Below are 20,039 nucleotides of genomic sequence, written 5' to 3'. Positions count from 1 at the left end.
TCATGTTCAGGCCGCGCCCGGCATCCTGGTCGCCGCCGCGCGCATGGCCTGGAAGAATTCCTCGATCAGGCGCACATCCTTTTCACCCGGCAGCCTTTCCACGCCCGACGAGACGTCGATGCCCCCGGCATTGGTTCGGCTGAGCGCCTCGGCGATATTGCCCGCATTCAAGCCCCCCGAAAGCATGTAATCGACGTCGCCGTCAAGCGCCGCCAGCACGCCCCAGTCGAAGGCAACGCCGTTGCCGCCCGGCAGCTCCGATCCCTTCGGCGGCTTCGCGTCGAAAAGCAGCCGGTCGGCGATGCCCTTGTAAGGGGCGATCGCGTCGAGATCGGCCGCCTCGCGGATCGAGAAAGCCTTCATCACGGGAAGGCCGTGGCGCGCCTTGACCGCGGCCAGCCGCTCCGGCGTCTCATGTCCGTGCAACTGCAGCATGTCGGGGCGCATTGCCTCGACGATCGCATCAAGCGCCGCATCGTCGGCATCGACCGTCACAGCCACCGCCTTCGCCCGGTCCTGCGCCGCGGCGCGAAGCTGGCCGGCCACCTCGGGATCGATATTGCGTGGGCTCTTGGGAAAGAAAATAAAGCCGATATGCGACGCGCCGCCGCGAAGCGCGGCGTCAACCGTATCAGGCGTCTTCAAGCCGCATATTTTGATATCGAGAGCCATAGCCTGCCACGTCGCATAATTTAGCCGGCGAGTCGAGCTTTTCCATACATAGTGCTTCGCTGCCATACGGGAACGATCAATAATTTATACGGTGCGGAGACGGCACAGTTGAGGCATGGATCCCAGTGACAAGCACTGGGATGACGGGTGGAGGTGCTTCCTCCTAACAAGAACCGTCCCTGCGGGCAGAAAGGTTGGAGATTGGCGTCAACAGCCAACCCATGTTCGAGCATGGTGCCGCATCTGCGAAGCGGTTTTCCGTTTGGTCCGTTCCGGAATGGATCCTCGGGTCAAGCCTGGGGACGGACTGGAGAGGTTTGCGCCAGGTTCTGACGTTGATGATTGGCGGAAAACATCCCAGCAATCGTCATCCTCGGGCTTGACCCGAGGATCCATGCCTGAACATCGCCACCCCACCAACGGCCAGGCATCTAGGCCATCGCTAACCAAAGCAAACCGATTCCATCAAAACAAGAACCGCACTACCCCAGATGCTCGTCAAAACCGTGTTCGACGAGAAAATCATAGGCCGCCATCACCTCAACCGGCACCGCCTGGGCGATCTGGAAGCCCCGCGCCGGATATTCGAGCATGCGCTTGATGTCGCCGACCATCTCATGGACCAATTTCTTGAACGGATAGGCCGATGTCGGCTGGTCTTCGAAGCTGGTCGGCGGCGCGGTAATCACGGCCTCGACGTCCGGCCATTGTCTGGCGATGGTGGCGAAGGCGCGGCGTTGCGTCTGCGGCTTGGTTACGATGATGACGCTCCGCAGATCGTCGCCGAGAAGGTCGTGCGAGAAGCGGATATTCTCGCCGATATTCGTCGCATTAGGCTCGATTCTGATGGCCGCGCGCGGCACGCCCTCGGCGGCTGCAACGTCGGCGAAGACCTCCGCCTCGCTCTTTTCATAAAGGTCTCGGGTCCAATTGCCCGACTTGCCTGTAAAGAGGAGGATCGGCGCAAGTCCGGCCCGATAGAGCGCTGCGGCGCGTTTCGCCACCCGCAGATCGTAGCTGCCGAGGCCGATGATTGCGTCGGCGGGCCGCAATGCGTCATGGACAAGATGGTAGTCCCACAGCGTGCGCGCTGCATTATCAATCGGGTTGCTCATGAGAAATCGATTGCCTGCAGGGCGCTGCCATTGCGCTTCAGCCAGGCTTTGCAGCGGTCGGTATCGGGGCAGAGCTCGTTGCACAGCTTCCAGAATTTCGGGCCGTGGTTCATTTCGATCAGATGTGCCACCTCATGCGCCACCAGATAGTTGATGACGGGGGGAGGGGCCATGGCGATGCGCCAGGAGAAGGAGAGGACGCCGTCGGAGGTGCAGGAGCCCCAGCGGCTCTTGGTATCTTTGTAGCGGACCGCCTTGGCGCGCCGGCCGATGCTTGCGGTGTGGCGGGCGACCAGCGCTTCCATGTCGCTTCTGGCCTCGCGTTTCAGGAAATCGGCAACGCGGCGCGGGAGGTGCAGCCGGTCGCCATAGACGATCAGCATCCGTGCGCCGTCCTCGCCGGCGATCTGCTCCACTGTGCCGCGTCCCGGCTCGTGCACGATCAGATGCGGCACGCCGCGGACCGGGACCTTGATGCCGGGTCGCACCGTCGGGCGGTCCGGCAGCTTGGCGATGCGGGCCTCGATCCAGCCTTCGTGGCGCGAGAGAAAGCGGTCCACTTCTCGCGCGGGCAATCCGGGCGGGATGGTGACGCGCAGCCCTTTGCCGCCGGCTTCGATGCGCAGCGTCAGCCGCGTGGCGCGCGGATTTTCCACCACCCGCAACGGCAGGGTGCGCCCGGCGACCTCATAGGCCCGGTCGCCCGATATGTCGGGGCTCTTTTTCGGCGCGGCGCGGAACAGGGACAGGACCATGGGCGGAGAATAGATGATTCGCGAAAATTTGGCGCAAAGAGAGACGGCGCGGAAGATTCCGCGCCGTCTCCAGATTAAAGCATATCAAATGCCGGGTTATTCGACATCGGTGATGTCGGAGCCGGATTTGCGGGCAGGCGTCTTCTTGCCTGCGTTGCGGCGCTCGGCCATGAAGCGGTCAAACTCCTCCTTGTCCTTGGCGCGGCGCAATTCGCGCGCATAGCTTTCGAAGTCGGCGCGGGCTTCGTCGAGCTTGCGGCGCTCTTCGGCAAGCCGCTCCAGCTCCTTCTCGCGCCATTCATCGAAGGCGACGTTGCCGGACGAGAACGTCGCGCTGGCGCGGCCGCAACCGCGGCTGAAGCCCTTGAAAACGCCGTCGGTGGCGTTGTTCACGTCGCGCTTGAAGCCTTCGAGACGATCGCCCCAGATAATGTAGGCGAGCATGGCGAGCCCAAGCGGCCAGAAGACGGCGAAACCGATGACCATCAGGGCGATGGTGGCCGGCGTCCAGGCCGGACGGATCAATGCGGAACTAGTCATATCAACCCCGTTTCAATCAACAGCCGGCCCCTATTGGCGGCCTGATATCGAATTGGTGAACGAATAATGACTTTTCAAGAAGCCTGAATACGATTTCCGGCCGCAATTCAGGCCGATTGCTTCTGTTTCACGGACCTGAGACCGCCCTTGGCATGGTCGAGCGCGGCTACCGCAAGGCCTGCCACCAGCGCCCAGAAAGCCGAGCCGATGCCGCCGATCGTGATGCCCGACGCAGTGACGGCGAAGGTGACGATCGCCGCCAGCCGCTCGTCTTCGGTTTTCAGCGCCAATACCATGGCATTGATGAACGGCGCGATCAGGGCAAGCCCGGCGATGAGCACGATCAGCACCGCCGGCAGGACGGCGAAGAGCGCCACCAGCGATGCGCCGAAAATGGCGAAGATCAGGTAGCAGAGCCCGTAGAAGGGGCCGGTCAGCCAGCGCTGCTTGGGGTCTGGATGGGCGTCCGGCCCGGTGCAGAGCGCGGCTGAGATCGCCGCCATGTTGCTGGTATGGGCGCCGAACGGCGCGGTCAGCAGCGAGACGAGACCCGTCACCTCAAGGCAGGCGGCGGTCGGCGGCTCATAGCCGGCCGCCCGCAGCACCGCGAAGCCCGGCAGGTTCTGCGAGGCCATCGTGACGAGATAGAGCGGCAGCGCCAGGCCGATCATCGCATTTGCGTGGAAGACGGGGGTGATCCAGGTCAGCGTCGAAAGTTCGGGTGCCGGGAGCTCGGGCACCCGGCCGGCGGCAAGGGCGAAGATGACGCCGGCGACAAGCACCGTCAGCACCGCCATCGCCGGGTTGAACAGGCGGATGACGAAGAACAGCGCCACCAGCGGCAGGACAAGGACTGGATCGACCGGCAATGTCTTCGCCGCGCCGATGACGAAGCTCATCAATACGCCCGCCAGCATGCCCGAGGCGACGGAAGCCGGAATGCGCGACACCAGCGCCGAAATCGGCTTGATCAACCCGGTGATGATGATGGCGATGGCGGTGACGATGAAAGCGCCGACCGCCTCCTGCATGGTGAAGCCGACGCTCGCGCCGATCAGCGCCAGCCCCGGCGTCGACCAGGCGGTGATGATGGGCATCCTGTAGTGCCAGCTGAGCCAGCTTGAGGAGACCGCCATGGCGAGGCAGATCGCCGTCACCCAGCTCGCGGTCTGGACCTGCGTCGCCCCCAGCGCCTGCGCGGCGGCGATGATGAGCGCCAGCGTGCCGCCGAAGCCGACGAAGGCGGCCACGCTTGCCGACGCGATGACGGAGAGGCGCATGGGTTATGGCCTTTCATTTCTAGATTGCGACATCGGCGGGACAGCGCCCCCCTCTGCCCTGCCGGGCATCTCCCCCGCAAGGGGGGAGATTACGTCTTCATCAACGTTAGTCACCAATCTCAGACGGCGCAGAATAAGAGCTGCGGGTGCTGTCAGCCCATCTCCCCCCTTTCGGAGGAGATGGCCGGCAGGCCAGAGGGGGGCGCCTAGCGACTCCATCAAACGGCTTCCTCTTTTAATTCGCAGCAGCGATGCGGTCGGCGAGCGCCGCAACGGTTTGGGTCAAGAGATCAAGATCCTGCGGCCGCGACAGGCGGTGGTCGCCGTCGCGCACTAGCGTCAGCGTCACGTCGTCCATCGGCAGGTGCTCGATGAGGGTGAGCGCATGGCGGTAGGGCACGTCGGCATCCTCCATGCCCTGCAGGATATGGACGGGGCAGCCGGTCTCGATGATACCCCTGAGAACCAGATTCTTACCCCCGTCCTCAATGAGTTTGCGGGTGTAAATGTAAGGATTGGGGGCGTAGTCGGACGGCTTTTCGAAATAACCCTTTTCGTCAAGGTCGCGCTTCTGTTCGTCCGTCATCTGCGGTTCGACCAGTTCGGCGGTGAAATCGGGCGCCGGCGCGATCAGCACGATGCCTGCCGGGCCATTGCCGGAATTGTTCAGTTCCTGCGCCATGCGCAAGGCAATCCATGCCCCCATGGAGGAGCCGATCAGTATCTGCGGACCTTTTGCGAAACGGCGATAGACCGCGAGGCTTTCCTCCAGCCAGCGCGAGATGGTGCCCTCGTTGAAATCGCCGCCGGACTGGCCGTGGCCGGAATAATCGTGGCGCAGGCAGGCATGTCCGCTCGAAGCCGCCCACTGATCGAGATGCACGGCCTTGCCGCCCATCATGTCGGAGCGATAGCCGCCGAGCCAGACGATACCGGGCGCCTTTGCTCCCGGACGATGATGAACGGCGATCCTCGCCCCGTTCACATCGATGAAATCCGGTGCCTGCGCGTCCATTGATCGTCTCCTCTTGCTGCGGCCCGCATGGGTTATCGCCTTGTGCCATGCAATCGGCCGGCTTGAAACCCCTCGACCTGCCCGATCTGCGCGGATCGCACTTGAAATACCCGTGATCATGCCCGATATTTCGCTCATTGCGGGCAAATGAGAGGTTTCGCTCGCGGGGGTGATTTCTCGCCTGAAAGATGCTATTGACATCCGCGCCTGCTTGGCGACATTGCCGCCGAGAGCGCGGTTATGTGTCAGGCATAACGCGCGGGAATATGAATACCAGATGAAACAGTTCAGGAGATAACGACCATTCGCCGACCGTTCAGAGCGGCGCCGGTCCAGAAAGACGGACCGCGCTCCAACCGAGATATCCGGGTTCCCCGGGTTCAGCTTATCGATGCCGAAGGCCAGAACCACGGCGACGTATCCATCCAGGAGGCCTTGGCCCTTGCCGAGGAAGCGGGGCTCGATCTCGTCGAGATCGTGCCGAACGCCGAACCTCCGGTGTGCAAGATCGTCGATCTCGGCAAGCTGAAATACCAGAACCAGAAAAAAGCTGCCGAAGCGCGCAAGAAACAGAAGACGGTCGAGATCAAGGAAATCAAGATGCGGCCGAACATCGATACCCATGATTATGAGGTGAAGATGAAGGCGGTCGGCCGTTTCTTCGAGGAAGGCGACAAGGTTAAGATCACGCTGCGCTTCCGCGGCCGCGAGATGGCGCACCAGGAACTGGGCATGAAGCTCCTCGAGCGGGTCAAGGAAGACACCGCCGAGATCGCCAAGGTCGAGGCCGAGCCGCGCCTTGAAGGCCGCCAGATGATGATGGTGCTCGCGCCGAGATAGGCAGCGCTTCCTTTCAACTACAGGGGCTGATGCCCCTCATCTGCCTGCCGGCACCACCCGGGGTCGAGCCACGGGTCTCGACCCGTCCTTCGGACCCCCGCAGACGGGGAGAAGGAAGAGGTGGCGACGTCTACGCCCCCTCGCCCCGCTTGCGGGGAGAGGGTAAGGGTGAGGGGCGGGATCGTGCCGCTGCATCGACCAATTTCCATTTTCCGCCACAAATTGCCCATGAAGTGCGCCGAGAGGAACGGCAACATCAATCCTGTCGGCGGGGTTTCAGCAATGCGCACTTTGAGTGATATGGGCCGGTTCCAGCAGCGCAGGCGCATCGTCATCGCGCTTGTGATCGCATTGCTGTTGCTGGCGCTTCTGTTCGTCCGCTCTGCGTGGGGCGACAAGGATATCCACGAATATATCGAGGCGGTCGGCTTGAGCTTCATCGTGCTGGCGATCGTCGGGCGCATGTGGTGCACGCTCTATATCGGCGGCAAGAAGAGCGCCGAAATCGTTCGTGACGGCCCCTATTCCGTTACCCGCAATCCGCTTTATGTCTTCAGCACCCTTGGCGCCGCGGGCATCGGTGCGCAGACCGGCAGCCTCATCATCGCCTTCGGTTTTGCCGTACTTTGCTATCTCGCGTTTCTCGTCGTCATCCGCGCCGAGGAGAATTACCTCAAGAAGACCTTCGGCGAGCCCTATCGCGCCTATCTGGCCGAAGTACCCCGTTTCTTCCCGCGCTTTTCGCTCTTCCGCGACAGTGCCGAGCTGATCGTCAGGCCCGACAGGGTCTATCGCACCCTGATCGACGGCCTTGTCTTCTTCATCGCCTACCCATTCTTCGAATTCGTCGAATATCTGCAGGGCGTGCACATCCTGCCGGTGCTGCTCAGATTGTACTGATAGCGAACCGGAAGTGCGCGATTCATCCCTTGCCTTTTCCGGCATTCATGCCTATAAGGCCGCGTTCGAACCGCCCGGCAGGGCATGCCGTGGCGGTTTTACATGCTTTTCGGGCTTTGGTCGGTCCGGAAGTATCAAGCAAGAGGCGTGGAGTGCCATAGGCACGACAGGAAACGCCAAGAAGGAGTAGCAAAATGCCCAAGATGAAGACCAAATCCGCTGCCAAGAAGCGGTTCAAGATTACCGCCACCGGCAAGGTGAAGTCGGCTGCTGCCGGCAAGCGCCATGGCATGATCAAGCGCTCGAACAAGTTCATTCGCGATGCACGCGGCACCATGGTTCTCGCCGAACCCGATGCCAAGATCGTGAAGAAGTTCCTGCCGAACGGCCTTTGAGCCGAAGCCTGACGTTTTAAGGAGATCATATCATGGCACGTGTAAAACGGGGCGTAACGTCCCATGCCAAGCACAAGAAGGTTCTGAAGCAGGCCGAGGGTTTCCGCGGCCGCCGTAAGAATACGATCCGCGCCGCCAAGGCCGCAGTCGATCGTTCGAAGCAATATGCCTATCGCGACCGCAAGAATCGCAAGCGCTCCTTCCGCGCCCTGTGGGTCCAGCGCATCAACGCTGCCGTCCGCGAGCATGGCCTGACCTATGGCCGCTTCATCGACGGTCTTACCAAGTCGGGTATCGAGGTCGATCGCAAGGTTCTCTCCGATATCGCTATCCATGAGCCGGAGGCATTCGCCGCGCTGGTCGCTTCGGCCAAGAAGGCGCTCGAATATCTGAAAGAAACCACCCCGAATGCTTTTGAAGGCGCTGTCCGCTAAGCCAGCCGCCTCCCAAAACAAAATCGGTTACTGTTTGGGAAACCCGCGCTGGCTCGGCCTGCGCGGGTTTTTTCGCTTTCCCATCCCGTCATGAAATACGGAACACGACCCCATGTCCGACATTGCCGAACTGGAACAAACCCTTCTGGCCGAGATCGCCGGGGCGCAGGATGAGCAGGCCATCGAGGCCGTTCGCGTCGCGGCCCTCGGCAAGAAGGGCTCGATTTCGGAAAAACTGAAGTCGCTCGGCGCCATGTCGCCGGAAGAGCGCCAGAGCCAGGGCCCGGCCATCAACGGGCTGAAAACCAGAGTGACCGAGGCCCTGACGGCTCGCAAGGCGGAACTGCGCGATACGGCCATCGCCGCCCGCCTCGAAACGGAAAAGGTCGATGTCACGCTGCCCGTGCGTGCCTCGCCGGCTGAGCGCGGCCGCATCCACCCGATCAGCCAGGTGGTCGATGAGATCACCGCCATTTTCGCCGATATGGGCTTCGCCATCGCCGAAGGGCCTGACATTGAGACGGATTATTATAATTTCACCGCGCTGAACTTCCCCGAAGGGCATCCGGCGCGCGAGATGCACGACACCTTCTTCTTCAATCCGGATGAGAAAGGCGAGCGCAAGCTCCTGCGCACCCATACCTCGCCGGTGCAGATCCGCACCATGGAAACGCAGAAGCCGCCGATCCGCATCGTCATCCCCGGCAAGACCTACCGCATGGATTCCGACGCGACCCATTCGCCGATGTTCCACCAGCTCGAAGGGCTGGTGATCGATAAAACGGCCAATGTCGCCAACATGAAATGGGTGCTGGAGGAGTTCTGCAAGGCCTTCTTCGAGGTACCGTCCCTGAAGATGCGCTTCCGCCCGTCCTTCTTCCCCTTCACCGAGCCCTCGATGGAGGTCGATATCCAGTGCGACCGTTCGGGCAGCGAGGTGAAATTCGGCGAGGGCAATGACTGGATGGAGATCCTCGGCTGCGGCATGGTGCATCCCAATGTCCTGCGCCACGGTGGCCTAGACCCGGATGAATATCAGGGCTTCGCCTGGGGCATGGGCATCGACCGCATCGCCATGCTGAAATACGGCATGCCTGATCTGCGCGCCTTCTTCGACGCCGATATCCGCTGGCTTTCGCATTACGGTTTCCGCCCGCTCGACATGCCGACGCTGTTTGGGGGGCTGAGTGGATGAAGATGTATGCGACGATATCCCCTGCTGCTCTTGCATTGATAAGCGCTGTAATCGGCGGGGGATTTGTCGCGCTAGTAAATCACCTCTTCACGTCAAAACGTGAGCGGGAAAACAAGCGTCGTGAGTTGATTGTAAAACATCTGCTGGAAATCCACGACGCAATAGCCGTCTTATCTTTTGTGGAGCCCAAAGACGAGGTTCAGGCAATTGAGCGTGCGGTGGATAGAATACAGCTGTTTGGAGATCCTGAGTTATTGAGACTGACTAAGAAGTTTTGCGACGACATCAAGTCTGCGAGGCAGTCCAACACGAATGAACTTATCAAGCACGTGAGATCGCAAATTCGACGAGAGCTGGGGTTGGCGCCCATCTCAAGCGACCTTGAAATTCTACGATTCCACGAACTGAAAGAATGAAGCGATGAAATTCACACTCTCCTGGCTCAAGGATCACCTTGAAACCGACGCCACGCTCGAGGAGATCGTCGAGCGGCTGACCATGATCGGCCTCGAAGTCGAATCCGTCGATGACAAATCGGCGCTGAAGCCGTTCACAATTGCCCGGGTGCTGACGGCGGAGAGACATCCCGATGCCGACAAGCTGCAGGTGCTTTCGGTCGACACCGGTGATGGCAAGCCCATCCAGGTCGTCTGCGGCGCGCCCAATGCGCGCGCCGGCCTGATCGGCGCTTTCGCAGGTCCCGGAACCTATGTGCCCGGCATCGACGTGACGCTTGGCGTCGGCAGGATCAGGGGTGTCGAGAGCCACGGCATGATGTGCTCTGAACGCGAGCTTCAGATGTCGGACGAGCATAACGGCATCATCGATCTGCCGGCCGACGCGCCGGTTGGAACGAGCTTCGCCGCCTACGCCGGGCTTGACGATCCGGTGATCGAGATAAACCTGACGCCGAACCGCCCGGATGCGACCGGCGTCTACGGCATCGCCCGTGATCTCGCCGCGGCGGGCCTGGGCAAGCTGAAGGACGGCGCCGTCGCCCGCGTAAAGGGCGAGGGCGCGACGCCGGTCAGGCTGGCGATCGAGGCGCCTGACCTTTGCCCCGGTTTCGCCCTGCGCCTCGTGCGCGGCGTCAGGAACGGCCCGAGCCCGAAATGGCTGCAGCAGCGGCTTTCCGCCATCGGCCTCAGACCGATCAATGCGCTGGTCGATATCACCAATTACATCACCTTCGACCGTGGCCGCCCGCTGCATGTCTTCGATGCCGCCAAGGTGAAGGGCGATCTCACGGTGCGCCGCGCGAAGGAGGGCGAAACCGTGCTGGCGCTGGACGACCGCGAGTACAAGCTCAATGGCGAGGTCTGCGTCATCGCCGATGCCGAAGGCGTCGAATCGATCGCCGGCATCATGGGCGGCGTGCATTCGGGCTGTGATGAGAATACGACCGATGTGCTGATCGAATCCGCGCTCTGGAACCCTGGGAATATCGCCCGCACCGGCCGTGAGCTCGGTATCATCACCGATGCGCGCTACCGCTTCGAGCGCGGCGTCGATCCGGAATTCATGGTGCCAGGGCTGGAACTGGCGACCCGCATGGTGCTCGACCTCTGCGGGGGCACGCCGACGGAGACCGAGGTGGTAGGCTATAGGGGGCATGAGCCGAAGAAGGTCACCTTCCCGGTTTCCGAGGTGAAACGCCTGACCGGGCTCGATGTGGCGAAGGCGGAAAGCCTCGATATCCTGAAGCGCCTTGGCTTTACGCCTCAGAGCGATGGCGACACGGTGGATGTCCTCGTGCCGTCCTGGCGGCCCGATGTCGACGGCAAGGCCGATCTGGTCGAGGAGGTGATGCGCATTCACGGTGTCGACAATATAGCGCCGCAGCCGCTGGCAAGTCACGCCGCGGTCAACGGCAAGATCCTGACGACGCTGCAGATCCGCACTCGCGCGGCCAAGCGCGCTCTGGCCTCACGCGGCATGATGGAGGCGGTGACCTGGTCGTTCATTCCATCAGCCCATGCAGAGGCCTTCGGCGGTGGCCAGCCGGAACTGAAGCTCGCCAACCCGATCGCCGCCGACATGTCCGACATGCGCCCGTCGCTCCTGCCGGGCCTGCTGGCGGGCGCGCAGAGGAATGCCGATCGCGGCTTCAACGATCTGGCGCTGTTCGAGGTCTCCGGCACCTATGAGGGCGATACGCCTGAGAAGCAGCGCCGTGTGGCCGCCGGCGTGCGCCGCGGCACGGCGAAGCTTGATGGCGCCGGCCGTCACTGGGCGGGCAATGCTCAGGCTGTCGGCGTATTCGACGCCAAGGCCGATGCGCTTGCCGTGCTGGAGGCCTGCGGCGCGCCGGTCGACCGGGTGCAGATCGAGGCGGGCGGCCCCTCCTGGTATCATCCCGGCCGTTCCGGCACGATCAAGCTCGGGCCCAAGGTGGTTCTGGGCCATTTCGGCGAGTTCCACCCGAAGACCTTGGAAACGCTCGATGTCGATGGCGCTCTCTGCGGCTTCGAGGTGTTCATTGACGCCATTCCCGAGCCGAAGCAGAAGGCGACGCGCACCAAGCCGCCACTGGCGCTCTCGAATTTCCAGGCGGTGCGTCGCGATTTCGCTTTCGTGGTGGATAAGTCGGTTGAGGCAGCAGCGGTGATCCGCGCCGCCGGTGCCGCCGACCGGAAGCTGATCACCGGTATTCAGGTCTTCGACATCTTCGAAGGTCCGGCACTCGGCGAGGACAAGAAGTCCATCGCCATCGAGATATCGATCCAGCCGCAGGAGCGTACGCTGACGGATGAGGATCTGGAAGGGCTCGCCAAGCGCGTCGTCGAGAGCGTCGGCAAGCAGACGGGTGGTGTTCTGCGGGGATGATGGACACGATGCTTGGGCACTCCCCTCTGGCCTGCCGGGCATCTCCCTCTCCCTCCTTTCGTCATCCTCGGGCTTGACCCGAGGATCCACGGCAAAGGAGTGGAAACGGTACTATCATTCGCTACGGGATCATAAACCAGCGGATGGAATATTGACCGTATTTGCTGCTGCAACGCATTGAAGTGGCGGAAAGGTCAGCGCCTCTCAGCCATGGATCCTCGGGTCAAGCCCTGGGGATGACGATGGGGGAGATGCCCTGCAGGGCAAGGGGGTGATTCACCCCCGCTCCCTCCCCAACAGCGCCCTTTTCCTCTCCACGCCCCAGCGATAGCCGGAAAGGCCGCCGTCGTTGCGCACCACGCGGTGGCAGGGGATCGCTACCGCGATCTTGTTGGCCGCGCAGGCTTGGGCCACGGCGCGGACGGCCTTCGGTGCGCCGATGCGGGCCGCGATATCGCTATAGCTCACCGTTTCGCCCGCCGGAATGTTGCGCAGCGCTTGCCAGACCCGCTCCTGGAACGCCGTGCCGCGCACGTCGAGCGGCAGGTCGAGGCCGATCGCCGGCGCTTCGACGAAGCCGACCACCTTCGCCACCAGTTTCTCGAATTCGGCGTCGCCGCCGATCAGCTTGGCTTTTGGAAAACGGTCCTGCAGGTCGCGCACCAGCTGGTCGGGGTCGTCGCCAAGGAGAATGGCGCAGACGCCCTTGCGGCTCGTCGCCACGAGAATGGCCCCGAGCGAGCATTGGCCGACGGCGAATTTGATCTCGGCTTCAATGCCGCCGGCGCGGAATGCGCTGGGCGTCATGCCGAGCACCTTGTTCGAGGTCTCGTAGAAGCGGCTCGATGAGTTGAACCCGGCATCGTAGATCGCCTCGGTGACGCTGCTTTTACCCTCGGCGAGCTGGTCGCGGACGCGGCGGGCGCGATGTGCCGCGCCATAGGCCTTGGGCGTCAGCCCGGTGACCGATTTGAAAAGCCGGTGGAAATGATAGGGGCTCATCCCCACCGACTGGGCGAGCGCGTCCAGCGCCGGCAGCTCTTCCGAAGCCTCGATCAGGCGGCAGGCCTCGGCCACGATGGCCGCGTGCCGCTCGGCAAGTGAGGCTTCGTTCGGTCGGCAGCGCAGGCAGGGGCGGAAGCCGGCGCTCTCGGCCTCCGCGCAATCCGCATGGAAGGCGATGTTTTCGGGCTTTGCCAGGCGCGACGGGCATGTCGGGCGGCAATAGACGCCCGTTGTCTTCACGGAATAGACGAACTTTCCGTCGAAGGCCGGGTCGCGGTTGACGAGGGCCGTCCAGCGTGGATCCCGCTCGGCGGGGGTGATATTCTCAGGTTTGGCGATGACAAGGTTCATTGCTTTCATCCTTCAATTACTCTTGTCAGCCTTTCTATCGCTATGGCCAGGGCCAAACACTCCGGCCCTTGCTTTCAAATTCTCAAATATCTCCGCCCCCAATATAGGCGCTTCCGGCCTGGTTGACACGGTTAGCCAATAACGGAATTTTCTTTCGTTTGTATCCGCTGCATTTCAAGCCGCGCCGCCTTCCTCGTCGAATGGAGAAAGGCGCCGATAAAGATGATCGTCATCAGCAGCACGATTGTCGGCGCCGGCGCGCTGTCGATGAAGAAGCTTAAATAGACGCCGAAGAAGGATGCAAACTCTGCGATAATGACGGAAAGCACCAGCATCGGGCCGAACGCCCGCGTCAGGAGAAAGGCGATGGCGCCGGGCGCGATCAGCATCGCGATGGCGAGGATGATGCCCACCGCCTTCAGCGCACCGACGATGGTCAGCGACAGGATCGCCAGCAGACCGTAATGCAGGAGGCGCACCGGCAGGCCGATCACCTTCGCCTGCACCGGATCGAAGGCGTGGAGCAGCAGGTCGCGCCATTTCAGGGCGATAATGCCAGCGGTGATCGCGGCGATGATGCCGGTCTCCAGAATGTCTCGGAGACCGATGCCCAGCATGTCGCCGAACAGGATATGGTCGAGATGCACATCCGACTGGATCTTGGTATAGAGCACGATACCCAGGCCGAACATGCCAGAGAAGACCACACCCATCACCGTATCCTGCTTGATGCGGCTGTTTTCTTTTAGAAACCCCGTGGCGAGCGCGCAGACCATGCCCGCCACGAATGCGCCGATCGCATAGGGCAGGCCGATGATGTAGGAGACCACCACGCCGGGAAAGACCGCATGCGAGATGGCGTCACCCATCAAGGACCAGCCCTTGAGCACCAGGAAGCAGGAAAGCAGCGCCGTCGGAATGGCGACGAGCACGGAGATCACCAGCGCATAGCGCATGAACCCGAACTGGAAGGGCAGGAGGAGCGTGTCGAGAAGGCTCATCGGATTCCCTCCAGCGCCTGTGCCGCGCGCCGGCGCGCGGCGAGCATGCCGTGCTTCGGAGCCAGGAAGAACGCGGCGAGGAAGATCAGCGTCTGCATGACGACGATGATGCCGCCCGTCGCTCCATCGAGGAAGTAGCTGACATAGGCTCCGGTGAAGCTGGTGATCGCGCCGATGGCCACACTGATGATCAGCAGTCTGGGAAAACGGTCGGTCAGGAGGTAGGCGGTCGCGCCTGGGGTGACCACCATGGCGATGACCAGGAATGCGCCGACCGTCTGGAGTGCCGCGACCGTGCAGGCGGAAAGTAGCGTGAAGAACACGATCTTCAGGAGCGACGGGTTGAGGCCAATGGAACGGGCGTGATTTTCATCGAAGAACGTCACCATCAAATCCTTCCATTTGACGAGCAGCACTGCGAGCGAGACGAAGCCGATAATGGCGAGCTGCAGCGTATCCTCGGGCGTGATGGCGAGGATATTGCCGAGAATGATGGTCTGGATGTTCACCGAGGCCGGCGACAGCGACATCATGAACAGCCCGAGCCCGAAGAAGGAGGTGAAGATCAGCCCGATGATCGCGTCTTCCTTCAGCCGCGTGCGCTGGTTCAAAAACAGCATGGCGCCGGCGGCAAGCGCACCGGAGAAGAAGGCGCCGATGGAAAAGGGCAGGCCGAGCATATAGGCGCCGGCCACGCCCGGCACGATCGAATGGGAAAGCGCATCGCCGATCAGCGACCAGCCCTTGAGCATGAGATAGGCCGAGAGAAAGGCGCAGACGCCGCCGACGAGCGCGCTGACCCACATGGCATTGATCATATATTCATAGGAGAAGGGTTCGAGGAGAACGGCCATCATTCCCGCGCCTTCTTGTCGTCGAGCGATCCGCGCGCGGCCAGCTTGTCGCCATAGAGCACAAGCGGCCGTTCGTCGTCGGTAATCACGTTGAGCCCCTGTCGTTTTCCTGCTTGCTGTTCGCCGAGGACGAAATGGCGAAGCACGCCGCCGAAGGTTTTTTCCAGGTTCTCCTGCGTGAAGACCCGTGCCGTCGGCCCATGGGCGAGAACGGTCCGGTTCAGGAGGATCGTCCGGTCGCAGAATTCCGGCACGCTGCCGAGATTGTGCGTGGAGACGAGCATCACCCGGCCCTCATCGCGCAACACCCGGAGGAGCTCGATGATCGCATCCTCCGTCTTGACGTCGACGCCGGTGAAAGGCTCGTCGAGCAGGATGACGTGCCCGTCCTGCGCCAGCGCGCGGGCGAGGAAGACGCGCTTTTTCTGGCCGCCGGAAAGCTCTCCGATCTGCCGCTTGCGGAAATCGCTCATGCCGACGCGCTCGAGCGCCGCCGTCACGGCCGCGTGGTCGCTGGCCTTCGGAATGCGCATCATGTTCATATGGCCGTAGCGGCCCATCATCACGACATCTTCGACCAGAACGGGGAAATTCCAGTCGACATCCTCATTCTGCGGCACATAGGCCACCACGTTCTTCTTCAGCGCCTGGCCGGCCGGCTGGCCGAGAATGGAGATCACCCCTTTCGACGGACGGACAAAGCCCATGATCGCCTTGAAGAGCGTCGATTTCCCGCTGCCATTGACGCCGACGAGTGCGCTGATCGTACCCGTCGGTATTTCGAAACTGGCATCGTAGAGCGCCGTGTGGCCGTTGCGGTAGGTGACGGTTATATCCCTGACGGCAAGCCCCGTCCCGGCATCGCGGGGCGGAGCAAAAGGCGTCAACAGCGCATTCATCCGGCAAGTCCCTTCGCGATCCTGTCAGAGGTTACGCGCAGGAGATCGATATAGGTTGGAACCGGACCGTCGGGCTCGCTCAGCGAATCCACATAGAGCTCGCCGCCATATTTGGCGCCCGTCTCCCGCGCCACCTGCTGCGCCGGCTTCGCCGACACGGTGCTTTCGCTGAAGACGACGGTGATCTTGTTGGCCTTCACCGCGTCGATCACCCGGCGAACCTGCTGCGGCGTGCCCTGCTGGTCCGCATTGATCGGCCAGAGATAAAGTTCCTTCAGGCCGAAATCGCGGGCGAGATAGCTGAATGCGCCCTCGCTCGTCACCAGCCAGCGCTTTTCCTCAGGGATGGCTTCGAGCTTCGCCTCGATCGGTCCGATCGCATCGGTGATCTTCTTCTTGTAGGCCTCGGCGTTCGCCTCATAGGTCGCGGCATTGTCCGGATCATATCTAGCGAAAGCATCGCGGATGTTGTCGACATAGATCAGCGCGTTCCTCGGCGACATCCATGCGTGCGGATTGGGCTTGTCCTTGTAGGGCCCTTCGGCGATGCCCATCGGCTCGATGCCCTCAGTGACCACTACGCCCGGCACCCCTTCGAGGTTCTGGAAGAACCGTTCGAACCAGAGTTCCAGATTGAGCCCGTTCCAGAGGATCAGCTGCGCATCCTGGGCTTTCAGGATATCGCGCGGCGTCGGCTGGTAATTATGGATCTCGGCGCCGGGCTTGGTGATCGATTCAACGATCGCCGCATCGCCAGCGACATTCCTGGCCATATCGGCGATCACGGTGAAGGTGGTCACCACCTTGAATTTGGCTTGCGCCTGCGAAACGCCCGGCATGAGGCCCAGGGCCAGCACGCCCGCAATACCGGCAAGAACGTGACGTCTGAGGCGATCGATCATATGGCTTCCTTTCCCACTCCGCATGGCTCGCTTGTTGCGATATTTTGCAACTGCAATTCATTCCTAGTTACGAGGTTACATATTTCATCCGAACTTGCAACTGGGAATGATTTGCAATATGAGAATGGAGATCAGGAAACGCTGTGCAGTTATACCCCTTCTGCCTGCCGCAGGGGGAGATTAGCTGACCCGCGGGTCGGCCTTCATTTTATAACGCTTGCGATTGGTGCCGGGCGTTGATGAAGGCGTAATCTCCCCCTTGAGGGGAGATGGGCGGCAGGCCAGAGGGGGCCCCCGTTTCCGTCAGGGCAAGCAGCGCGTGTCACGCCGGCGCCAGAAGCAGGCTCGTCTCCGATCTGGCGATACCGTCGATGAGCCGCACGGAATTGAGCACGCGGTCGAAATCGATCAGGCTCGCCACCTCGATTTCGGCGACGAGGTCCCAGGCGCCGTTGGTCGAATGGAGAGAGAGGATTTCAGGGAGTTTCCTGAGACTCTGGACGACTTGGTGCGTGTTGCGGCCGACCACTTCGATCATCATAATCGCCCTTATGCGCTCGGCTCCCGCCATATCCTTGACGCGCACGGTGAAGCCGAGGATGACGCCATTGGCGACAAGCCGGTCGAGCCTGTTCTGCACGGTCCCGCGCGAGACGGAGAGGATGTCGGCCAGCTTGGAGAGCGGTGCCCGCCCGTCCTGCCGCAGCGCCGCTATGAGTCGGGCATCGAGATCGTCCATCGTCGGCTTCCTGTCAAAGTGTGCAATATCCATATGCAATATTAGCAAAAAGATGCCGAAATTTAAAACTGTTTGGCATTTCCTTTAAAACTGCACCCCCGTATTCTTATGGAAGGAACTATGGAGGGCAGGACGCATATGGTTCAGTTCGTCGGGACGCAGAACATGATCGATCTCGTTGGATCGATCGGCCTGGAAGACCTCTTTCGCAAGCTGGTGACCTATATCGAGCAGGATTTCATCCGGTGGAACCAGTTCGACAAGACGCCGCGCGTCGCCTCCCATTCGGACAATGGCGTCATCGAACTGATGCCGACCGCCGATCACGATCTCTACGGCTTCAAATATGTCAACGGCCATCCGCAGAACCCCGTCCATGGATTGCAGACGGTGACGGCCTTCGGCGTGCTTGCCGATGTCGCCACCGGCTATCCCGAGTTCATCTCCGAAATGACCATCGCGACGGCGCTGCGCACGGCGGCGACCTCCGCTATGGCGGCGAAATATCTCGCCCGCGAGGATACGAAGGTGATGGCGCTGATCGGCCTCGGCGCCCAGGCGGAGTTCCAGGCGCTCGCCTTCAAGGCCATCCTCGGCATCCGCGAGCTGCGCGTCTTCGATGTCGATCCCGCCGCCTATCCGAAATTCCTGCGCAACATGGTAGGGTCCGGCATCCGCATCACCGAAGCCAGGAGCGCCGAGGAGGCGGTGATGGGTGCCGATATCATCACCACAGTCACCGCCGACAAACGGCGCGCGACCATCCTTTCCGACAACATGATCGGCGCCGGCGTGCATATCAATGCGGTCGGCGGCGATTGTCCGGGCAAGACGGAGCTGCAGCGCGACATCCTGCTGAGATCGGATATCTTCGTCGAATTCCCGCCGCAGACCCGGGTCGAGGGCGAGATCCAGCAGCTCGACGCCGATTATCCCGTGACGGAACTCTGGCAGGTGATCGCGGGCGAGAAGCCGGGGCGGAGTTCGCCGAGGCAGATCACGCTTTTCGATTCCGTCGGCTTCGCGGTGGAGGATTTCTCCGCGCTGCGCTTCTTCCGCGATCAGGTGCAGGGAACGCGTTTCTACAGGGATATCGACCTGATTGCCGAGCCGAACGATCCGCGCGATCTTTTCGGGCTCCTCGCCAGGACCGGCTCCGCGGCAGGGCAGCCAGCGCTGACCTCCTGAGCCGGCGCTTCGACACAAATTTGGAAAATTCGGATAGGAAAGACCTGCTTCCGTGACGGAGGCGGGCGGAAGGCGCGGGGAAAACCATGATTAGCCGGATCGACCACAAAGACATCGTTCTCCTTGGCGCCCCTGTCGAGGAAGGCGCGGGCCGGCTCGGCTGCGCCATGGGACCGGCGGCGCTGCGCCTTGCCGGCATAGGGCCGGCGCTGGAGAAGCTCGGGCACAAGGTGGAGGACCGCGGCAATCTCGCGCCCGAGGATATACCCGGCTTCACCCTGCCGGGATTGGCGAGGAACGCCGCCCGGATCGGCGGCTGGACCAGGACGCTGGAGCGCGCCTCCCATGCGGCGCTGAAAGAGGGCCGGCTGCCGATCTTTCTCGGTGGCGATCACAGCCTTTCCATGGGGACGGTCGCCGGCGCGGTGCGCCATGCCGAGGAACAGGGCCGCAAGCTCTTCGTGCTGTGGATGGACGCGCACGCGGATTTCAACACGCCCGCCACTTCGCCTTCCGGCAATATGCACGGCATGTCGGTGGCGTTCTTCTGCGGCGCTGACGGCTTTTCTGGCATATTGCCTGATGACAGGCCTGCGGTTGCGCCCGAGCATGTCTTCATGTGCGGCATCCGGTCGGTTGATGCGGACGAGCGTGCTGATCTGGCAAAGGCGGGCGTCAATGTCTTCGACATGCGCTTCATCGATGAGAACGGCATCGTCGCCGCGATGAAACGCGTCATCGAAACGGTGAAACGAGCAGGCGGATTGCTGCATCTGAGCTTCGACACCGATTTCCTCGATCCCGAGATTGCGCCGGGCACGGGAACGACGGTGCGCGGCGGCGGCACCTATCGCGAGGCCCACGTCGCTATGGAAATGCTCTATGACAGCGGCCTCGTCACCTCGCTCGATATCGTCGAGCTCAATCCCTTTCTTGATGAACGGGGAAAAAGCGCCTATCTGCTCGTCGAATTGATGGGTAGCCTCTTCGGCCAGAAGATTTTTTAGAGCTAAATGGAAACATTGGCGCGGTAACACCCCCCTCTGGCCTGCCGGCCATCTCCCCCTCAAGGGGGAGATTGGCTGGCATCAATCATGTTGCTTAATTCTGCAGCGTTGGTGATTGGCGAAGCC

General features: G+C 61.9%; 21 protein-coding genes. 9 read left to right on the top strand and 12 right to left on the bottom strand.

Annotated features, from left to right (window positions below; translation table 11 throughout):
* Positions 1–6 precede the first annotated feature (6 nt).
* The 6 genes from ATN84_RS05670 to ATN84_RS05645 all read right to left on the bottom strand — a co-directional run bounded on the left by ATN84_RS05670 (position 7) and on the right by ATN84_RS05645 (position 5,377).
* Positions 7–672 carry a phosphoribosylanthranilate isomerase gene (locus ATN84_RS05670; protein ID WP_068880548.1) on the bottom strand — a complete coding sequence of 222 codons (666 nt, stop codon included), beginning with the start codon at positions 670–672 and terminating at the stop codon, positions 7–9.
* A 482-nt stretch (positions 673–1,154) separates the two neighbouring features.
* Positions 1,155–1,787, bottom strand: coding sequence for a YdcF family protein (locus ATN84_RS05665; protein WP_068880547.1), 633 nt, complete (start codon positions 1,785–1,787; stop codon positions 1,155–1,157).
* Positions 1,784–2,542 carry a M48 family metallopeptidase gene (locus ATN84_RS05660; protein WP_068880546.1) on the bottom strand — a complete coding sequence of 253 codons (759 nt, stop codon included), beginning with the start codon at positions 2,540–2,542 and terminating at the stop codon, positions 1,784–1,786. The genes ATN84_RS05665 and ATN84_RS05660 overlap by 4 nt, the downstream gene beginning before the upstream one ends.
* Before the next feature lie 96 nt (positions 2,543–2,638).
* Entirely contained in the window at positions 2,639–3,082 is a 444-nt protein-coding gene (locus tag ATN84_RS05655) for a DUF2852 domain-containing protein (RefSeq protein ID WP_068880545.1), read from the bottom strand.
* 107 nt (positions 3,083–3,189) lie between these two features.
* Positions 3,190–4,362 carry a benzoate/H(+) symporter BenE family transporter gene (locus ATN84_RS05650; protein ID WP_068880544.1) on the bottom strand — a complete coding sequence of 391 codons (1,173 nt, stop codon included), beginning with the start codon at positions 4,360–4,362 and terminating at the stop codon, positions 3,190–3,192.
* 235 nt (positions 4,363–4,597) lie between these two features.
* Positions 4,598–5,377: an alpha/beta hydrolase gene (locus tag ATN84_RS05645; protein ID WP_068880543.1), complete on the bottom strand. Its 780-nt coding sequence runs from the start codon at positions 5,375–5,377 to the stop codon at positions 4,598–4,600.
* Between the two features lie 303 nt (positions 5,378–5,680).
* On the opposite strand from ATN84_RS05645, the gene infC reads away from it, so the two are divergent.
* From infC to pheT, 7 genes are all read left to right on the top strand, one after another.
* Positions 5,681–6,217 carry a translation initiation factor IF-3 gene (infC, locus tag ATN84_RS05640; protein WP_082766099.1) on the top strand — a complete coding sequence of 179 codons (537 nt, stop codon included), beginning with the start codon at positions 5,681–5,683 and terminating at the stop codon, positions 6,215–6,217.
* 282 nt (positions 6,218–6,499) lie between these two features.
* Positions 6,500–7,117, top strand: coding sequence for a methyltransferase family protein (locus tag ATN84_RS05635; RefSeq protein ID WP_068880912.1), 618 nt, complete (start codon positions 6,500–6,502; stop codon positions 7,115–7,117).
* Between the two features lie 194 nt (positions 7,118–7,311).
* Entirely contained in the window at positions 7,312–7,512 is a 201-nt protein-coding gene (gene rpmI, locus ATN84_RS05630) for a 50S ribosomal protein L35 (RefSeq protein WP_068880541.1), read from the top strand.
* A 32-nt stretch (positions 7,513–7,544) separates the two neighbouring features.
* Positions 7,545–7,946, top strand: a complete 402-nt coding sequence (gene rplT / locus ATN84_RS05625) for a 50S ribosomal protein L20 (protein WP_068880540.1) — start codon at positions 7,545–7,547, stop codon at positions 7,944–7,946.
* A gap of 112 nt (positions 7,947–8,058) precedes the next feature.
* The gene (gene pheS / locus ATN84_RS05620) at positions 8,059–9,141 is read left to right on the top strand and encodes a phenylalanine--tRNA ligase subunit alpha (protein ID WP_068880539.1); all 1,083 of its coding nucleotides are present in this window, start codon (positions 8,059–8,061) and stop codon (positions 9,139–9,141) included.
* Positions 9,138–9,557 (top strand): hypothetical protein, encoded by a 420-nt coding sequence (locus ATN84_RS05615; RefSeq protein WP_153020101.1) that lies wholly within the window; start codon positions 9,138–9,140, stop codon positions 9,555–9,557. The genes pheS and ATN84_RS05615 overlap by 4 nt, the downstream gene beginning before the upstream one ends.
* A gap of 4 nt (positions 9,558–9,561) precedes the next feature.
* On the top strand, positions 9,562–11,967 hold the full coding sequence (gene pheT, locus ATN84_RS05610) for a phenylalanine--tRNA ligase subunit beta (protein ID WP_068880537.1): 2,406 nt from the start codon (positions 9,562–9,564) through the stop codon (positions 11,965–11,967).
* A gap of 276 nt (positions 11,968–12,243) precedes the next feature.
* Here pheT and ada read toward each other — a convergent pair whose 3' ends face one another.
* The 6 genes from ada to ATN84_RS05580 form a co-directional block, all read right to left on the bottom strand.
* Positions 12,244–13,323: a bifunctional DNA-binding transcriptional regulator/O6-methylguanine-DNA methyltransferase Ada gene (gene ada / locus ATN84_RS05605; RefSeq protein ID WP_068880536.1), complete on the bottom strand. Its 1,080-nt coding sequence runs from the start codon at positions 13,321–13,323 to the stop codon at positions 12,244–12,246.
* Positions 13,324–13,454: 131 nt separating this feature from the next.
* Positions 13,455–14,324, bottom strand: a complete 870-nt coding sequence (locus tag ATN84_RS05600; RefSeq protein WP_068880535.1) for a metal ABC transporter permease — start codon at positions 14,322–14,324, stop codon at positions 13,455–13,457.
* Positions 14,321–15,181 (bottom strand): metal ABC transporter permease, encoded by an 861-nt coding sequence (locus ATN84_RS05595; protein WP_068880534.1) that lies wholly within the window; start codon positions 15,179–15,181, stop codon positions 14,321–14,323. Before ATN84_RS05595 ends, ATN84_RS05600 begins: the two co-directional genes overlap by 4 nt.
* A complete protein-coding gene (locus ATN84_RS05590; protein WP_068880533.1) occupies positions 15,178–16,077 on the bottom strand; it encodes a manganese/iron ABC transporter ATP-binding protein in 900 nt (299 codons plus the stop codon). Before ATN84_RS05590 ends, ATN84_RS05595 begins: the two co-directional genes overlap by 4 nt.
* The gene (locus tag ATN84_RS05585) at positions 16,074–16,979 is read right to left on the bottom strand and encodes a metal ABC transporter substrate-binding protein (RefSeq protein WP_068880532.1); all 906 of its coding nucleotides are present in this window, start codon (positions 16,977–16,979) and stop codon (positions 16,074–16,076) included. Before ATN84_RS05585 ends, ATN84_RS05590 begins: the two co-directional genes overlap by 4 nt.
* Before the next feature lie 322 nt (positions 16,980–17,301).
* Positions 17,302–17,718, bottom strand: coding sequence for an Lrp/AsnC family transcriptional regulator (locus ATN84_RS05580; protein ID WP_068880531.1), 417 nt, complete (start codon positions 17,716–17,718; stop codon positions 17,302–17,304).
* Positions 17,719–17,826: 108 nt separating this feature from the next.
* Between ATN84_RS05580 and ATN84_RS05575 the strand changes: the two genes are divergently transcribed.
* Together ATN84_RS05575 and rocF are read left to right on the top strand one after the other, a co-directional pair.
* On the top strand, positions 17,827–18,906 hold the full coding sequence (locus ATN84_RS05575; RefSeq protein WP_425287368.1) for an ornithine cyclodeaminase: 1,080 nt from the start codon (positions 17,827–17,829) through the stop codon (positions 18,904–18,906).
* An 86-nt stretch (positions 18,907–18,992) separates the two neighbouring features.
* Positions 18,993–19,913 (top strand): arginase, encoded by a 921-nt coding sequence (rocF, locus tag ATN84_RS05570; protein ID WP_068880529.1) that lies wholly within the window; start codon positions 18,993–18,995, stop codon positions 19,911–19,913.
* Positions 19,914–20,039 lie beyond the last annotated feature (126 nt).

This window comes from Paramesorhizobium deserti (assembly GCF_001558695.1).
GTDB lineage: Bacteria > Pseudomonadota > Alphaproteobacteria > Rhizobiales > Rhizobiaceae > Paramesorhizobium > Paramesorhizobium deserti.
The sequence above is the reverse complement of the archived record's forward strand: the minus strand, read 5'-3'. Positions and strand labels throughout refer to the sequence as shown.

Bases quoted from the DNA above. Each gene is read 5' to 3' on its own strand.
- ATN84_RS05575 (WP_425287368.1), top strand. From the start codon at position 17,827: ATGGAAGGAACTATGGAGGGCAGGACGCATATGGTTCAGTTCGTCGGG.
- ATN84_RS05670 (WP_068880548.1), bottom strand. From the start codon at position 672: ATGGCTCTCGATATCAAAATATGCGGCTTGAAGACGCCTGATACGGTT.
- ATN84_RS05580 (WP_068880531.1), bottom strand. From the start codon at position 17,718: ATGGACGATCTCGATGCCCGACTCATAGCGGCGCTGCGGCAGGACGGG.
- ATN84_RS05655 (WP_068880545.1), bottom strand. From the start codon at position 3,082: ATGACTAGTTCCGCATTGATCCGTCCGGCCTGGACGCCGGCCACCATC.
- rpmI (WP_068880541.1), top strand. From the start codon at position 7,312: ATGCCCAAGATGAAGACCAAATCCGCTGCCAAGAAGCGGTTCAAGATT.
- ATN84_RS05665 (WP_068880547.1), bottom strand. From the start codon at position 1,787: ATGAGCAACCCGATTGATAATGCAGCGCGCACGCTGTGGGACTACCAT.
- rocF (WP_068880529.1), top strand. From the start codon at position 18,993: ATGATTAGCCGGATCGACCACAAAGACATCGTTCTCCTTGGCGCCCCT.
- ATN84_RS05590 (WP_068880533.1), bottom strand. From the start codon at position 16,077: ATGAATGCGCTGTTGACGCCTTTTGCTCCGCCCCGCGATGCCGGGACG.
- ATN84_RS05660 (WP_068880546.1), bottom strand. From the start codon at position 2,542: ATGGTCCTGTCCCTGTTCCGCGCCGCGCCGAAAAAGAGCCCCGACATA.
- ATN84_RS05645 (WP_068880543.1), bottom strand. From the start codon at position 5,377: ATGGACGCGCAGGCACCGGATTTCATCGATGTGAACGGGGCGAGGATC.
- pheS (WP_068880539.1), top strand. From the start codon at position 8,059: ATGTCCGACATTGCCGAACTGGAACAAACCCTTCTGGCCGAGATCGCC.
- ATN84_RS05600 (WP_068880535.1), bottom strand. From the start codon at position 14,324: ATGAGCCTTCTCGACACGCTCCTCCTGCCCTTCCAGTTCGGGTTCATG.
- rplT (WP_068880540.1), top strand. From the start codon at position 7,545: ATGGCACGTGTAAAACGGGGCGTAACGTCCCATGCCAAGCACAAGAAG.
- ATN84_RS05585 (WP_068880532.1), bottom strand. From the start codon at position 16,979: ATGATCGATCGCCTCAGACGTCACGTTCTTGCCGGTATTGCGGGCGTG.
- ada (WP_068880536.1), bottom strand. From the start codon at position 13,323: ATGAACCTTGTCATCGCCAAACCTGAGAATATCACCCCCGCCGAGCGG.
- pheT (WP_068880537.1), top strand. From the start codon at position 9,562: ATGAAATTCACACTCTCCTGGCTCAAGGATCACCTTGAAACCGACGCC.
- ATN84_RS05635 (WP_068880912.1), top strand. From the start codon at position 6,500: ATGCGCACTTTGAGTGATATGGGCCGGTTCCAGCAGCGCAGGCGCATC.
- ATN84_RS05615 (WP_153020101.1), top strand. From the start codon at position 9,138: ATGAAGATGTATGCGACGATATCCCCTGCTGCTCTTGCATTGATAAGC.
- ATN84_RS05650 (WP_068880544.1), bottom strand. From the start codon at position 4,362: ATGCGCCTCTCCGTCATCGCGTCGGCAAGCGTGGCCGCCTTCGTCGGC.
- ATN84_RS05595 (WP_068880534.1), bottom strand. From the start codon at position 15,181: ATGATGGCCGTTCTCCTCGAACCCTTCTCCTATGAATATATGATCAAT.